We start from the raw sequence: 14,888 nt of genomic DNA, 5'->3' as shown, positions 1-14,888 counted from the left end.
ACGAAACAGGCTCGCTTGAATGAATGGACGGGTCACCAGTGGGCGGCGCCCCGCGAAAGGTCTGAACAGGCTCAGAATCTATGCAAACTGACAGGAAAAAGCCAGCAAACGCAAGTCCGGGCCACCGGTTCGCGCCGGTTAAGCGGGCTTTCTGGGGATAAAGCGGACGTTGGCCGGCAACCGATGCATGTCGCCGAAAACTGCGCAGCGGTTTTGGGACAACGACATGCATCAAAACAAGAAAATTTAAGAGCGCGACGACCGAATACTCTAACCCGGCGCGCTCCGTTTGCCGCGCCGATCAGGCTTGGTCGTTGATCAGCCTGCGCAACAGTTCCAGTTCCTGCGCCAGCGTGTTGTCGACGCCGGAAAGGTCCTCGATCTTGCGCACCGCATGCAGCACCGTGGTGTGGTCGCGCCCGCCGAACCGCCGGCCGATCTCCGGCAGCGAGCGCGGCGTCAATACCTTCGACAGGTACATGGCGACCTGCCTGGGCTTCACGATGGTGCGCGTGCGCCGGTTGGACAGCAACTCGGTCTTCGACACATTGTAGTGGCGCGCCACGATGCGCTGGATGTCCTCGATGCGCACCCGCTTCGGCTCGCCAGAGCGATAGATGTGCCCCAGGATCTCGTCGATGCGGTCGATGGTGATCGCCGGCTCGAACGACTGACGAAACAGCAGTTGGTTGAACGCGCCTTCCAGCTCACGCCCGCTGCCGGTGACGGTACGGGCGACATGGTTGAGGATCTCCTCCGAAATATTGAGCGACGCATCGTCGACCTTGGCCGTGGCAAGCCGCAGCTTGAGCATGCCGATGCGCATGGCGAAGTCCGGCGCCGACATTTCCAGCGCGACACCGCCATTGAGGCGCGAGCGCACCCGCGGTTCCAGCGATTCCAGTTCCGACGGCGGCCTGTCGGCGGCAACCACCACTTGCTTGGCGCTGTCGAGCAGCATGTTGATGAGATGGCAGAATTCGTGCTGGATCGACTTGCCCTGCAGGAACTGCATGTCGTCGATGATCAAGAGGTCGATGTCGCGCAGCTGTTCCTTCAGCGTCAGCGCATTGTTGTCGCGGATCGCGGTGGCGAAGCGCCACATGAAATATTCGGCCGTCAGATAGACGACGCGCGATTTCGGGTTCTGTTTCAGGGATTCGGCCGCAATCGCCTGCAAAAGGTGCGTCTTGCCGAGCCCGACGGTTGCATGAAGGAACAGCGGGTTGAAGCGCACCGCGCTCGACTGCGATTCCGCCACGGCTTTGGCTGCGGCGAAAGCCACCCGGTTCGACGGGCCTTCGATGAAGGAGCCGAACGTGTAGCGCGGGTCGAGCGGCGACCCCAGCACATTGTGCCGGAATTCGCTCTCGATCGGCGTGCCGGGACGAGGGGCGGGCGCCCGCTCCATCCTGCCGGGGCCGACCGTGCCGGCCGCCAATGCGGTCTGCGTATGCTTGGTCATCTTGCGCGCCGGCACGACCTCGGGTTCGACGCCATTGCGGGCCGGACGGGTCGCGGTGCGCACGACCATCTCAATCTTGAGGATTTCGGGATCCTCGTGCTTCCACAGATCGGCGATGAGATCGAGATAATGGCCATTGATCCACGAGCGCAGGAAGGCCGTGGGCACCGAGATGCGTACAATGCCCCGGGAAGCCTCAGCCACCTTCATACGGCCGAACCAGCTCGAATAGACCTCGGTTCCCAGGCGCGCCTTCAATTGGGCCTTGACCCGGTCGAACTTCTGTTCCGCGTCGTTGGAAGCCGCCATATCGTGCGCTCCGACCAATGTTCCGGGAAATGGCAGGTCGCCCGTAAGCTCCCGCTCGATGCCGCTCTGCATGATTGTGCGTCCCTTTTCCTTTGTACCTTTTTTCCGCCGGGAGTGCGCCTCCTGCACCCATGTTTCCGGCGACCGTATCTTCGCTACAACACCACCGCCGCCGCCGGCGGATGACGTTGCCTCGTCAAAAAGGGATGGGTCCCGGCTGCTTAAAGCCAGTCCGTCTGACATGTTCGGGCAAAGCGGTGCTACCCGGCGAAAACGCCGGTGCGCCATCAAGCTGCCATGTACAATTACGCCAGTCCCCTATCGTATCGAAAAGGCAAGCCATACCCGTTCGCGGAATTGATCCACGTCATGAATTCTGCCACGGTTAGCTGGCCGATTCAGGCTGGGTTAAGGGCTAATGGCCCGTCCCTTTCGATAGACCGACATTACCGAAATCGCTGTGGATAGGGCAAGGCCACCTCTAACGGATTTTTAAGGAATCTGGTTAGTGAACAACGGTTCGGGCTCCGTGCTGGAAGCGCATATTTTGACAAAGCCATTGGGATTCAAACCCTTTTGCCGCGAATATGAAAATGGCTGTGCGGTTTGAAATTTTCTGAAATAATTCGCTTGACACCAACTTGCTGCCTGTCGCCCACAGGCTATGTGAACAAGCTGTGGATCACTTCCAGCAAGCCACTGAAAAATATCAGCAATTTGTGACAGCCAAATTTATTGGCGTGGGCCGTTTCGGCGGATTGGAATATCAGTGGGAGTGTATGTGCCGGCAAAGCATTCCGGACTCTGGAATGCGGCTCGGGCGTGTTTTGCGGTCGTTCTTTTAAGTGCTTGCCGGCAAACGAAAAACCCGGCGCGATTGGCCGGGTTTGAAAGAACGACAGTTCAGGAACGGTCGATCAGGCCGACAGCACCTTGAGGCGGTGAGCCAGACGCGACACCTTGCGCGATGCCGTATTCTTATGGATCACGCCCTTGGTCGCGGCGCGCATCAATTCCGGCTCTGCGGTCTTGAAGGCTTCCAGCGCGGCTGCCTTGTCGCCGGCAGCCAGTGCCTCTTCGACCTGGCGGACATATGTACGCACGCGCGAGCGGCGGTTCTTGTTGATCGCTGCGCGGCGGGCGATCTTGCGCGTTGCCTTTTTGGCCGAGGAGGTATTGGCCATGATGCCTCTCTTCTGATCTGGTGGGCGCATGCGGGATGCCGCAGGGCGCAAAAAACAAACGGGCAGCCAACGGCCGCCTCGGTTGGAGCGGCTTATAGTTCAGCTTTTCCGGCGCGTCAACGCCGCTTTGGCTTCTTTTTGGTCCTCGCCGCCGCCACTCTAGCGATTGGTGAAATTCGGCTTCCGCTTCTCGGCAAAGGCTGCCATCCCTTCCTTCTGGTCGTCGAGCGCAAACAGCGAGTGGAACAGCCGGCGTTCGAAGCGCAGTCCCTCCGCCAGCGTCGTCTCGTAGGCGCGGTTGACTGCCTCCTTGGCCATCATCACCGATGGCAGTGAAAACTCTGATATCCTGGCCGCGGCCTTCATCGCCTCCTCGATCAACTCGCCGGCCGGCACGACGCGCGAGGCCAGGCCGCTGCGCTCGGCTTCGGCGGCATCCATCATCCGACCGGTCAGGCACATGTCCATGGCCTTCGACTTGCCGACAAAGCGGGTCAGCCGTTGCGACCCGCCCATGCCGGGAATGACGCCGAGCGTGATTTCGGGCTGGCCGAATTTCGCCGTGTCGGCGGCAATGATGAAATCGCACATCATCGCCAGTTCGCAGCCGCCGCCCAGTGCATAGCCGGCGACCGCCGCGATCATCGGCTTGCGGGTGCGAGTAAACTGTTCCCAGCCGACGAAGAAATCCTGCACATAGGCCTCGGCGTAGGTGACGGCCTGCATTTCCTTGATGTCGGCGCCCGCCGCAAAAGCCTTCTCGGAACCGGTGATGACCATGGCGCCGATGCCGGGATCGGCGTCGAACCCCTTTGCCGCCGTCAGCAAATCCGCCAGCACCTGCGCGTTCAGCGCGTTGAGCGCCTTGGGCCGGTTCAGCGTGATCAGGCCGACCTTGCCGCGCGTCTCGACGATGATGGTTTCATAGCTCATGGGCTGACCTCCTGGTTGCGGCACTGAAGGACCGATCCAGCTTACCGCTGGCAGGTCCGGCAATAAAAGGTCGAGCGGCCGCTTTGCACGATGCGCTCGATGTGGCCGCGACAGCCGGGCGTCGGACAGGGCTCGCCTTCGCGATCGTAGACCGCGAAGGAATGCTGGAAATAGCCCAGCGACCCGTCTGTGTGCACATAGTCGCGCAGCGAAGACCCACCGGCGGCGATCGCATCGGCGATCACCGAACGGATTGCCCCGGCCAGTCGTTCGCTCTGTTCCTTGGCCTTCTTGCCGGTCCCGGCGATGGTGCCTGCCTCGCGCAATGGCGAAAGGCCGGCGCGCCACAGCGCTTCCGACACATAGATATTGCCGAGCCCGGCTATCAGCTTCTGGTCGAGCAGCGCCGCCTTCAACGGCGATCTGCGGCCCTTCAGCAGAGAGGCGAGCAGGGCGCCTTCCAGCGCATTGCCGGTCGGCTCGACGCCCAGTCCCGCCAGCATCGGATGCGCCTCGGCCAGGCCTTCCGCAAACAGCATGAAGCCGAAGCGACGCGGGTCGTTGAAGACCACGCGAGACTGGAGGCCGACAGGCGACACGACATGGAACACCACATGGTCGTGCTTGGCATTCTTCGAGCGCTCTTGATGGAACGTGCCGGGCGTCTCTTTGTCATCAGCGGCCTCGATGCGGAACGAGCCCGACATGCCGAGATGGCAGATCAGCACCGGGCCATCGTCCAGGTGTATGGTGAGATATTTGGCGCGGCGGCCAAGCGCGATGACGGTCTTGCCGGTCAGCCGCTGCGCAAATCTCGCCGGAAACGGAAATCGGAGATCGGGCCGGCGCGCCTCGACGCGCACGATCCGCGCGCATTCCAGAACCGGCTGCAGGCCGCGCCGGACGGTTTCGACCTCGGGCAGTTCAGGCATGGCCGCCTATCGCCGCATGGAAGGAAGCGCCGTGGCGGCCGCGCGCCAGCTTGAGGTGTTCGGCGACCGTCTCGCCGATATCGGCGAAGGTGGTCCTGAGCCCGATGTCGCCGCCCGTGAGACCTGGTGCGGTGCCGATGACCGGGACGCGTTCGCGCGTGTGGTCGGTGCCACGCCATGTCGGATCGTTGCCATGGTCGGCGGTGAGGATGAGCAGATCGCCCGGCTTCAGCTTTGCCAGTGCCTCGGGCAGCCGGCGGTCGAAGGCTTCGAGCGCTGCAGCATAGCCGGCGACGTCGCGGCGATGGCCGAACTCGGTGTCGAAGTCGACGAAATTGGCGAACACCAGGTCGCCGTCGCCGGCATCGTCCATCGCGCCCAGCGCCTTGTCGAACATTGCCATGTTGCCGGGCGCCTTGCGTACTTCCGAGATACCGCGGTGGGCGAAGATGTCGCCGATCTTGCCGACCGCGATCACCCGGCTGCCGCGCCCGGTCAAGCGGTCGAGCAGCGTCGGCTCAGGCGGCGGCACGGCGTAGTCATGGCGGTTGTAGGTGCGCTCGAAGGTGGCCGATGTTTCGCCCAGGAAAGGCCGTGCGATCACCCGTCCGATCTTCAGCGGATCGACCAGCCGGCGTACCGTCTTGCAGAACTCGTAGAGCCGCTCCAGGCCGAAATGAACTTCGTGCGCTGCTATCTGCAGGACGGAATCGACCGAGGTGTAGCAGATCGGCTGGCCAGTGCGGATATGCTCCTCGCCGAAGCGCTCGATGATCTCCGTGCCGGGCGCATGGCAGTTGCCGAGAATGCCCGGCACCTTACCCTCGCGGATCATCGCTTCGGTCAGTTCGGCAGGGAAGGCGGGCACCTTATCGGGGAAATAGCCCCAGTCGAACCGCACGGGCAGCCCGGCGATTTCCCAGTGACCCGACGGCGTATCCTTGCCGCTCGAAATCTCCTGCGCGGCGCCGTGGAAAGCGGAGGCTGAAACAGCGGCTTTGCTGTCGAATTGGAAGCCGGTTGCGGTTTCTGCTGCGCGGCCGAGACCGAGCGAAACCATGGTGGGCACCTTCAGCGGTCCCTCGCGCAGGCCCTCGCGATCGGCGCGGGCTTCCGCGCAGGCCAGCGCGATATGTCCGAATGTGTTCGAGCCGGCGTCGCCATAGGGTTCGGCATCGGCGGCGCCGCCAATGCCGAAAGAATCGAGAACGAAGAGGAAAGCGCGTGCCATCGGTGCCGTCATTGCCAGTCTGGTTGACCAGACATAAGGTCCCGTCGCGGCATTGGCAAATCGTAAACCAGGCGGCAACGGCCTGACGCGATGGTCGCGAAGTCGGGCAGGCGCGCTGTACGCATCCTTGAGACATGCGATGCGCTTCAAGGAACGGCGTGCGGGGCATGGATCGATGAGACGGGCTGACCTGGGTTGGAGTGCACTGGCGACCACTGTAGCGCTGCTGGCCTCGCAGCTCGCCGCGCACGCCGACTGGCGCGACCAGATCGGCACGTTTCGGATCGGCATCGTTGCCGAGCCGGGCGCCGGCAACACGGTTCCGGGTCTGGCCATGCTGACTGACGCCTACGGCAGGGCGCTCGGCATGAAGGTGGAATTCGTCGTCGCGCATGACTATGCGGCGCTGATAGAGGCACAGGCCATTGGCCGGATTCAGTACGCGGTCTATTCGGCGACCGCCTACGCCACCGCCTCGGAGCGCTGCGGCTGCGTCGAACCTCTTGTGGCGCCGGTCGATGCCGACGGTGCCACGGGCATCCGCTCCGTGCTTTTGACGCGCGACGGCAGGCTTTCCGATCTCGCGGCCCTGGAAACGCACCGCATCGCCATGGCGCCTTCCGACAATGTCGGCGGTTCGCTTCTACCGCTCGCCGGGCTGGCGGCCGACGGCATCAAGATCAGCCAGGATGCGCCATTCCTCGCTCATGCCGGCTCGGCTGCCGCCGCAGAAGCGATGCTGGTCGATGGCCAGGCCGATGCCTTGTTCGGCTGGGAGCGGGCCACGGCGGAAAACCGGACGGCGATTGCTGGCGATCAGCCGGCTGATCCGGACGGCACGGCGGCGCGACTGGAGGCGGCGGGCATTCCAGAAGCCGCGCTCCAGATCATCTGGACCTCCGGCGTGCTCAGATACGGCCCTCACGCCGTCCGCAGCGATCTCGACCCCGAAGCCAAACGCCGACTGACCGTCTTCCTCACCAATCTCCGATCGCAGTCGCCGGAAGTCTACGATTTCGTGGAATCGAAACATGCGGGAGGGTTCACGCTCGCCGCTGCGAGTGACTATGCGATGGCCGCTTCCATCGTGCGCCTGGTGTCAGGCAGCACGGACAGCAGCGCGCAATGACCCGGGTTGAATGGGTAGAACTGCTTCAGCAATTGCTGCAGGGGATCGAGGTGGCCCGGCGCGGCCTGAGATAGTAGGTTTCGCTCATCGTTATTTTGCCTTCGTTGAAGGCCGAGATAAATCCGAGCGGCTTTTCGGCGCTTTCCGACCAGGAGATGATCGGTTCATATTTGAGAGTGGTTTTGACACGAATAAGGAAAGTCCCCGCAACGTTGAGCGTCGCCGGAACAGTTGTGGAGCTTGTCGGGTTGGAGTCGCGGCTCGTGACCCCATTCAGCACGCGCCAGGACCACGCCACCTTCGCCTTCGGTGTCGGGTTGCCCGGATCGGCTTCGATGTCGATTGCTGTGATGAAGATATCGGCGACTGAGCGGTTATAAGGCTGAAGGCTGGAGTTTCCGATCTTCATAATGTCGGTGAGATCTGCATTGACCACCGACGTTTGCTGCGTGACGAGGTCGGCAACCATGGAGCTGATGCGGCTGACCTTCTTGCTGGCCTCGATGGCTTGCGAGGCCTCCATGGTAACGAAATACATGATCAGCAGGACGGGCACGATGAGGGCAAACTCGACCGCCGCTATGCCCCGACGATCGGCACAAAACCGCGCCGCTCTCTTCCAGATAACCGATATCCCCGGATGTGCCCCCGCACGAAACATGCCCTTTTCCTTTGCTACACGTGCCTCAGTTGTCGAATGGCTCGTTTTGCCACGTTGCCGTTGCGTAATGCAGCGTCTTGCCGCCATCCATATTCGACATGTATTGAGCCATGAAATCGGTCATGACCGGCCAAGGGTAGAAAACCCGCAGCATGTTCTTTGATTCTGCCGGACCTATTGTGGGGGTCCCGAAAGCCGGGTCCTTGCCTGTATCCGGATCCTTGCCCGTCAGCGTGATGGTCGAGCCGGAAATCTTGAAACCCGCACTGGCTGCCCCGGCAAAGGTCTTGAACGGGCGCAGATCAACCAGCAAACCGGGGCAACCCTTGGCGACAATGATCTCGAGTCTGGCGCAGACCCTACCCTTTAGCTTCTCTTCCGTCACATCGGCTTGCCTCAACTGGCCAGTACGCAATTGACGGGCGATATCATCGGTGATGTTGGCCATCACCTCCTGTCCGGCAAATGAAATGCAGCTCTCGAGGATGGCGAAGACGAGAGCCGCAAACGGTAACGCAAGCATGGCGAATTCTATCGCCGTGCCGCCGCGCCGATCACCAAGGAAACGACGGGCAAACGTCACGCGCCCTGCCTTGGCCTTGCAGATCTTGCGTCTTGAATCCTCGTCCAAAACGTCGCCCATATCCCGTTCCTGCCGATCCTGATGCGGTACCGTCAGCACCACTATCAAGAACCCATTTAGCTCCGGTTTGAATGACCGTTAAATTCGACCAGGCGACATTAACCGGCCGCTAACCGACGCGGCTCTCCCCCCAGACAATCAAGTCACCTGAGGCGCTTACTGCCCAGCGCTCATCTCGGCCTCGGACGACTTTTCCGAGTCGCTCTTGTACGAACTTTCGCAATATGGCGTGCAGGACATGGTCTGGACCGAGGCGCGCCTGTAGATACGCACCGACGACGCGTCCTGGCGCACTACGGTCACCTGCTCGTCGACGATCGGGCTGCCATCGTGGTCGAGGACAACCAGATTGGTCACGCCGAACCCCTTGCCCGTCAGCACGATCGTCGATGCATCCTGGACGGAGGCGTCGGCGATCGCCGGATTGCCGACGACGATGGTGTCGGCGGGGCGTGTCAGTTTGACGATCTTGGCCTGGTTCATCGTCACTTCAATGCCGGCTCCGGCCTTGGCCGGCAGCACGAAAGCCGGGACGGCGAGAAGCGCGACAAGCAGGAATGACGATTTCATGGCGGTCATCAAGGCGCTCCACAGCGGCAAAACTTGTTCACGGAACATGAAGGAGATTGGTGAACCAACGGTTAAACCCTTGACCGGCGCCGGGTATTCGCTCCAATCTTGCTGCCAGCTGATATAACAATGCGTCCTGCCGATAGCCGTGAAATTACAGCTTTTCACGGGCAGGCGAGCTACTGTCCAGCGTTTAGTTTACGGTTAACCACGCAAGCTGTTCGAAGCGGGAAAGGAATCGGTAAGGCTGTTTATTAAGCCGATTGAAAGAGCTTCTCCGTAGATTAGCAGCATCCGATCAACCACCACAGAAGTTGACGGAAGTGCTGTAACACGTGGAGTAGGAGCTCTCGAATGTCTAATCTCATCGCACGTTTCGCGAAGGACGAATCCGGCGCGACCGCTATCGAATACGGTCTGATCGCCGCTCTCATCGCGCTTGCCATCATTTTTGGCGCTGGTCAGCTCGGCAACGCCCTGAACAACAAGTTCATCGCCATCGCCGGTAAGGTGAGTGGTTCGTAATACCCTGGTTGCCTTAGAGATAGGGGCCGCCTGACTGGCGGCCCTTATTTCATCGCGTCGGGTGGTTTTGAGTAACCCAGTCTCATCGATCGTTAATCATATATGTCTAGGCTGAGGCTGGATACAGTTGGCAACAGGGTGTCGCGCCCATGCTCGAAGCGTTGATCTTCGTCATCTTTCCTTTTTGCATGCTCTTCGCCGCGATCTCCGACATGCTGTCGATGACGATCGCCAACCGCGTACCGGTGCTGCTGCTGGCGGTGTTTGCGCTGGTTGCGCCGCTGACGGCCATGGACTGGGCAACCTATGGCTGGCATTTCGCCGCCGGCGGCCTGGTGCTGGCCGTGACGTTCGGTCTGTTTGCACTCGGCGGCATGGGTGGCGGCGACGCCAAGCTGCTCGCCGGCACCGCCGTCTGGATGGGGTTCAACATTCACCTTGTCGAGTATCTCGTGATATCGACGTTCATCGGCGGACTGCTGACGCTCGCCATCCTTCTCTACCGGAAATCGCCGCTGGCGATTTACACCAGCCACAATCTATTCCTGCGCCATTTCGCCGACGACACGACTGGCGTTCCCTACGGCATTGCACTCGGCATTGGCGGGCTGCTGACCTATCCGGATTCACCCCTGATGGTTTGGGCACTGGCAAAGCTGGCGAACTGAAACAGCAAGCAACCTTTGCCGCTCCGACATCGGTCTGAAAAGAGGCCGCTGGTCGCCCTTTCTGTCGTCGGAGCACGGGTCCGTCCAATTTATGTAAACCTTAAATTAATCACGATCGTAAGCATTGCATTAACCTTGTTTTGACGATTGCCGCTGCAAAGTCCGGCCTGGCTAGGTGGTTGCCTAAAGGCGAGGGTTCGGACAGATGCCAGCATCCCGACTGATTATTCTGGGCGTGGCGGTGGCTGCGGCGGGTGGTGCAGGTTATGTTGCCAAGAATATGGTGGCGGTCCCGCCCCAGCAGGTCGTCGCCGATGCCCCGCAGGCGCCGGCCATTGCCTTGCAGGATGTGCTCGTGCTTTCCGGCGACGTGCCGATGGGCAGCCCACTTGAGAACAATCTCAGCTGGGAGTCCTGGCCGTCCGATGGCATCAATGCGAATTTCATCACCCGTGCCGCCGAACCCGAAGCGCGGGAGAAACTGAAGGGCTCCGTCGCCCGCATGGCGATGTACACCGGTGAGCCGCTGCGGCGCTCCAAGCTGATCGGCGAGGGGCAAAGCTTCATGTCTTCGATCCTGCCCACCGGCATGCGTGCCGTCGCCACCGCGATCTCGGCTGACACGTCGGCAGGCGGGTTCATCCTGCCCAACGATTTTGTCGACGTCATCATGACCCGCAGATCCGACACCGGCAACGGCGGCAGCGGATTCACCACCGAGACCATCCTCAAGAACATCCGCGTCCTGGCGATCGATCAGACCATCCAGGAGGACGAGGAAGGCAAGAAGACCAGGGTCGGACAGACGGCGACGCTGGAGCTGACGCCGCAGCAGGCCGAGATCATAACCGTCGCCCAGCAGATGGCCGATCGCCTGACGCTGGCGCTGCGCTCGATCACCGACAACAAGGAAAAGGGTACCGATGAAGCCGACTACCTCGTTTCCGGCAGTGGGCGGCGCGGAACGGTGCGGTTGATCAAATCGGGCGAAGTTTCCGAAGTAGGGGCAAGGAAATGAGGTTAGTCGCTAAACTGCCGGTCACCATGGCTGCAGCCGTCGGCCTGCTTTTCCTCGGAGCCCATGCAAGTGGCCTCGGCGACGCCAAGGCCGCCGGAAAGAGCGTCGGGGTCACGGCCTCGACCGCCACGCAACGTGTCAAGCTCGGCCTCAACAAATCGGTCGTCATCGATCTGCCGAGCGACGCCTACGACATCCTTGTCGCCAATCCCGCGGTCGCCGATGCGGTGACCCGCACCGCAAGGCGCATCTATCTGTTCGGCAAGTCGGTGGGCGAAACCAACATCTTCGTCTTCGGTCCCAATGGCGAGCAGATTGCCAGCCTGGATCTGGCCGTCGAACGCGACGTCGCCGGATTGGAAGACTACCTCAAGCGCTTCCTTCCGAATGCCGAGATCAAGGTCGAATTGCTGAACGACAACGTCGTCCTGACCGGGACGGTGGATACGCCGCTCGATGCCAAGCGCGCCGTCGATCTGGCAACCATCTTCGTGTCCGGAGGTGAAGCGACGACGGGCCAGTATTCGCAGACCGCGGCCGGCGGCAATGCCAATGGCGGCGTCGACATCAACAACCCGGATGCCGAACGCCGGGTCTCGAAGATCGTCAACCTGCTACAGATCATCGGCGACGACCAGGTGACGCTGAAGGTGACCGTGGCCGAAGTCAGCCGCTCGGTGATGAAGCAGCTCGGCGTCAACATGGTTGGCAGCGGCAGCATGGACGGCATCGCCTACGGTGCGCTGAGTTCGCCCAACTACGGTTTGGGAAAGCCGCTTTCGCAGAATTCAGGCTTTAACTTGGGCGGCAGTGGCCTCAAAGCCTACATCAATGCCATGGAGCAAAGCGGCGTCATGAAGACGCTTGCAGAACCGACCCTCACCGCGGTTTCGGGCGAGAAGGCAACGTTCAGGGTCGGCGGCGAATTCAATCTCATCACGGCACGTACGAACAACGTTTCGACCGACAACCAGACCGGCCAGGTCACCTACACCAACGAAAAGCTGGAATACGGCATAGGCCTCGAGTTCCAGCCCGTTGTGCTGTCGGCGGGTCGGATCAGCCTCAAGGTCAGAACATCGGTTTCGGAGCCGACCTCGGAAGGTGCTACCACCCTGGAAGGCGGCGGCAGCTTGCCCGGCCTGACGCTTCTGTCGATCCGCAAGAGACTTGCCGACACCACCGTCGAATTGCCGTCGGGCGGTTCGATGATGATTGCCGGCCTCGTTCGCGACGACGTCCGCCAGGCTGTATCGGGCTTGCCCGGCCTGACCAAGATCCCGGTGCTCGGCACGCTATTCCGCAGCCGCGATTTCGTCCGCAATGAAACTGAACTGGTCATCATCATCACGCCTTATCTGGCTCGGCCGGTGGCGCGCAACGACCTGGCTAAGCCGGACGACAATTTCAATGCCGCCGGCGATGGTCCGGCCATGTTCCTTGGCCGCGTCAACCGCGTCTACGGCACCATGCAGACCGACAAGCCCAACGGCCGCTACCACGGCGTTGTCGGCTTCATCTACAAGTAAGCGGGGAAGCGGACATGTCTCAGTCAGCATCAAAGGTACTGGCGATTGCCGCAACGGCATGGTCTGGCCGTGGCCGGATCCGCCGATCGGCAATGCCGATCCTGGCGGTCGCGATCGCCGCCTCGCTTGCCGGTTGCGCTAAGCGCGACAGCATCACGGTTGGGGCGATTCCCGATGATTATCGCACCACGCATCCGATCGTAATTGCTGAGAAGAACCAGAAGCTCGACCTCCCGGTCGGCGCCGGCGATCGCGGCATGACCGGCTCGCAGCGCGACACGCTTCTGGGCTTCCTCGACGGTTACGACAAGAGCGCTGCCCCGGCGCTGACGATCGCAACCCCGATCGGCTCGGCTAATGAGGTCGCGGCGACTGCCGCGGCGCGCGATTTCGCAAGGCTGGCGGTTGCCAGCGGCATCAAGCTAAACCGGATCGTGGTGACCTCCTACCAGTCGGTTTCCCCGGAAGCGTCGGCGCCTATCCGCGTTTCCTATATTTCGGTGAGAGCCCAGACCGACAAATGCGGGCGCTGGCCCGAAGACATCCTCGAAACCTCCGAAAACAAGCACTACGCCGATTACGGCTGCTCGTCTCAAAACAACCTCGCCGCGCAACTCGCCAATCCGACCGATCTGCTCGGGCCAAGAAAGTCGTCCGACATCGACGCCGAGAACCGCGGCGCGGTGATCGACGTCTACCGCGGCAGAGGTATTTCGGACGAGTTCCTCGGCAATTCGGAAGTGACGTACTAGGAGCGCCGGTCCCGCGTAGAGACCGGAAGAGAAGTCACGGAAAAGAGCATGACAATGAGCAATCTTGCCTACGATACGCCCGTAGACGGCGGCGACAGCTCGCAATTGGATATTGCCGCGATGCAGGCGCTGCGGCCGGTTCCGCGTATTTCCATCCAGGCATTTTGCGAGACGGAAGGTGTCGCGCATCCGGTGGAGCGGGCCGCCGAGGATCGCCGCATGGCCAAGGCGCATCTGAAAGTGCATATGGGCGGCATCGCCACGGCGATCGAATTCTACCAATCCGCGCCGACGCCGAACCTCATCCTTCTGGAGTCGCGCAGCGAACCGAAGCAGTTGCTGGAGCAGCTTGCCCAGCTTTCAGAATATTGCGATCCCTCCTCTAAAGTCGTGGTGATCGGCCACTACAACGATGTCGGTCTTTACCGCGAACTCATCCGCTTCGGTATTTCCGAATACGTCATCGCGCCCGTGTCGATGGCCGATATTGTCTCGGTGGTTTCGTCGATCTTCGTCGATCCGGAAGCCGAGCCGATCGGCCGCTCGATCGCCTTCGTCGGCGCCAAGGGTGGCGTCGGCTCCTCGACCATCGCCCACAATGTGGCGTGGGCGATGTCATCGCTGTTCAAGTCGGAAGTGGTCGTCGCCGATCTCGACCTGGCTTTCGGGACGGCCAACATAAACTTCGACCAGGACCCTGCGCAAGGCATCGCCGAGGCCGTGTTTTCGCCCGAACGCGTCGACGAGGTTTATCTCGACCGTCTGCTTGCCCAGTGCGCCGAACATCTGTCGCTGCTCGCCGCGCCCTCCACCCTCGAACGTGTCTATGATTTCGATCCCGATGCCTTCACGCAACTCATCGATACCGCCCAGCGCAGCGTGCCGCTGCTGGTGCTCGACGTCCCCCATATCTGGGCGGGCTGGACCAAGAACACACTGATCAAGGCCGACGAGATCGTCATCACTGCGACGCCGGAATTGGCCAATCTGCGCAACACCAAGAATCTGGTCGATATGCTGACGCGGCTTCGCCCGAACGATCCGCCGCCGAAACTGATCATCAATCAGGCCGGCGTGCCGAAACGGCCCGAGATTTCCGCTTCCGACTTCGCCGAGCCGCTCAGCCTCACGCCGATGTCGGTCATCGCCTTCGACCCGTTGTTGTTTGGAAATGCCGCGAACAACGGCCGCATGCTGGGCGAGATGGATCCCAAGAGCCCGGTCGTCGGCATGATCAACGAAATCGCGCACGTGCTGACCGGTCGCAGCGAAATCAAGGCCAGGAAGAAGGCAGGCCTTGGCGGCCTCCTCGGCAAGCTCTCGCGTAACAAGAAATGAC

The 14,888-nt window shown here is 61.4% G+C and carries 15 protein-coding genes; 7 read left to right on the top strand and 8 right to left on the bottom strand.

All coding sequences use genetic code 11. From position 1 onward, the window contains the following. Window positions 1-301 precede the first annotated feature (301 nt). The 5 genes from dnaA to NKI32_RS10070 all read right to left on the bottom strand — a co-directional run bounded on the left by dnaA (window position 302) and on the right by NKI32_RS10070 (window position 6,054). A complete protein-coding gene (gene dnaA / locus NKI32_RS10090; protein ID WP_031204276.1) occupies window positions 302-1,846 on the bottom strand; it encodes a chromosomal replication initiator protein DnaA in 1,545 nt (514 codons plus the stop codon). A gap of 845 nt (window positions 1,847-2,691) precedes the next feature. Continuing rightward, window positions 2,692-2,958, bottom strand: a complete 267-nt coding sequence (rpsT, locus tag NKI32_RS10085; RefSeq protein ID WP_023681995.1) for a 30S ribosomal protein S20 — start codon at window positions 2,956-2,958, stop codon at window positions 2,692-2,694. Between the two features lie 159 nt (window positions 2,959-3,117). Next, window positions 3,118-3,891, bottom strand: a complete 774-nt coding sequence (locus tag NKI32_RS10080) for an enoyl-CoA hydratase (RefSeq protein WP_023696720.1) — start codon at window positions 3,889-3,891, stop codon at window positions 3,118-3,120. Window positions 3,892-3,932: 41 nt separating this feature from the next. Next, the gene (gene mutM, locus NKI32_RS10075) at window positions 3,933-4,823 is read right to left on the bottom strand and encodes a bifunctional DNA-formamidopyrimidine glycosylase/DNA-(apurinic or apyrimidinic site) lyase (RefSeq protein WP_023823750.1); all 891 of its coding nucleotides are present in this window, start codon (window positions 4,821-4,823) and stop codon (window positions 3,933-3,935) included. Beyond that, the gene (locus tag NKI32_RS10070) at window positions 4,816-6,054 is read right to left on the bottom strand and encodes a phosphopentomutase (RefSeq protein WP_023834321.1); all 1,239 of its coding nucleotides are present in this window, start codon (window positions 6,052-6,054) and stop codon (window positions 4,816-4,818) included. Before NKI32_RS10070 ends, mutM begins: the two co-directional genes overlap by 8 nt. 175 nt (window positions 6,055-6,229) lie before the next feature. Here NKI32_RS10070 and NKI32_RS10065 point away from each other — a divergent pair, with 175 nt between their 5' ends. Beyond that, window positions 6,230-7,183: a PhnD/SsuA/transferrin family substrate-binding protein gene (locus NKI32_RS10065; RefSeq protein ID WP_353002564.1), complete on the top strand. Its 954-nt coding sequence runs from the start codon at window positions 6,230-6,232 to the stop codon at window positions 7,181-7,183. 25 nt (window positions 7,184-7,208) lie between these two features. Here NKI32_RS10065 and NKI32_RS10060 read toward each other — a convergent pair whose 3' ends face one another. The 3 genes from NKI32_RS10060 to NKI32_RS10050 form a co-directional block, all read right to left on the bottom strand. After that, on the bottom strand, window positions 7,209-7,844 hold the full coding sequence (locus NKI32_RS10060; RefSeq protein ID WP_352510962.1) for a TadE/TadG family type IV pilus assembly protein: 636 nt from the start codon (window positions 7,842-7,844) through the stop codon (window positions 7,209-7,211). A 25-nt stretch (window positions 7,845-7,869) separates the two neighbouring features. Further along, window positions 7,870-8,487, bottom strand: coding sequence for a TadE/TadG family type IV pilus assembly protein (locus tag NKI32_RS10055; protein ID WP_031196259.1), 618 nt, complete (start codon window positions 8,485-8,487; stop codon window positions 7,870-7,872). A 156-nt stretch (window positions 8,488-8,643) separates the two neighbouring features. Beyond that, complete coding sequence (locus NKI32_RS10050; protein WP_023681988.1) at window positions 8,644-9,066, bottom strand: pilus assembly protein N-terminal domain-containing protein; 423 nt, start codon at window positions 9,064-9,066, stop codon at window positions 8,644-8,646. Between the two features lie 345 nt (window positions 9,067-9,411). Here NKI32_RS10050 and NKI32_RS10045 point away from each other — a divergent pair, with 345 nt between their 5' ends. The 6 genes from NKI32_RS10045 (at window position 9,412) to NKI32_RS10020 (ending at window position 14,887) form a co-directional block, all read left to right on the top strand. Then, entirely contained in the window at window positions 9,412-9,582 is a 171-nt protein-coding gene (locus NKI32_RS10045) for a Flp family type IVb pilin (RefSeq protein ID WP_023681987.1), read from the top strand. Window positions 9,583-9,731: 149 nt separating this feature from the next. Next, window positions 9,732-10,250: an A24 family peptidase gene (locus NKI32_RS10040; protein WP_023703464.1), complete on the top strand. Its 519-nt coding sequence runs from the start codon at window positions 9,732-9,734 to the stop codon at window positions 10,248-10,250. A 205-nt stretch (window positions 10,251-10,455) separates the two neighbouring features. Then, window positions 10,456-11,268 carry a Flp pilus assembly protein CpaB gene (cpaB, locus tag NKI32_RS10035; protein WP_023681985.1) on the top strand — a complete coding sequence of 271 codons (813 nt, stop codon included), beginning with the start codon at window positions 10,456-10,458 and terminating at the stop codon, window positions 11,266-11,268. Further along, the gene (locus NKI32_RS10030; protein WP_023681984.1) at window positions 11,265-12,797 is read left to right on the top strand and encodes a type II and III secretion system protein family protein; all 1,533 of its coding nucleotides are present in this window, start codon (window positions 11,265-11,267) and stop codon (window positions 12,795-12,797) included. Before cpaB ends, NKI32_RS10030 begins: the two co-directional genes overlap by 4 nt. Before the next feature lie 14 nt (window positions 12,798-12,811). Continuing rightward, on the top strand, window positions 12,812-13,549 hold the full coding sequence (locus NKI32_RS10025; protein ID WP_023681983.1) for a CpaD family pilus assembly protein: 738 nt from the start codon (window positions 12,812-12,814) through the stop codon (window positions 13,547-13,549). Between the two features lie 54 nt (window positions 13,550-13,603). After that, on the top strand, window positions 13,604-14,887 hold the full coding sequence (locus tag NKI32_RS10020; protein WP_353002654.1) for a CpaE/TadZ family protein: 1,284 nt from the start codon (window positions 13,604-13,606) through the stop codon (window positions 14,885-14,887). The last annotated feature ends 1 nt before the right edge of the window (window position 14,888 follow it).

Source organism: Mesorhizobium sp. M0761 (assembly GCF_040320205.1).
Taxonomy (GTDB): Bacteria; Pseudomonadota; Alphaproteobacteria; order Rhizobiales; family Rhizobiaceae; genus Mesorhizobium.
Note: the sequence above shows the minus strand (reverse complement) of the source record. Positions and strands in the feature narration are given on the sequence as shown.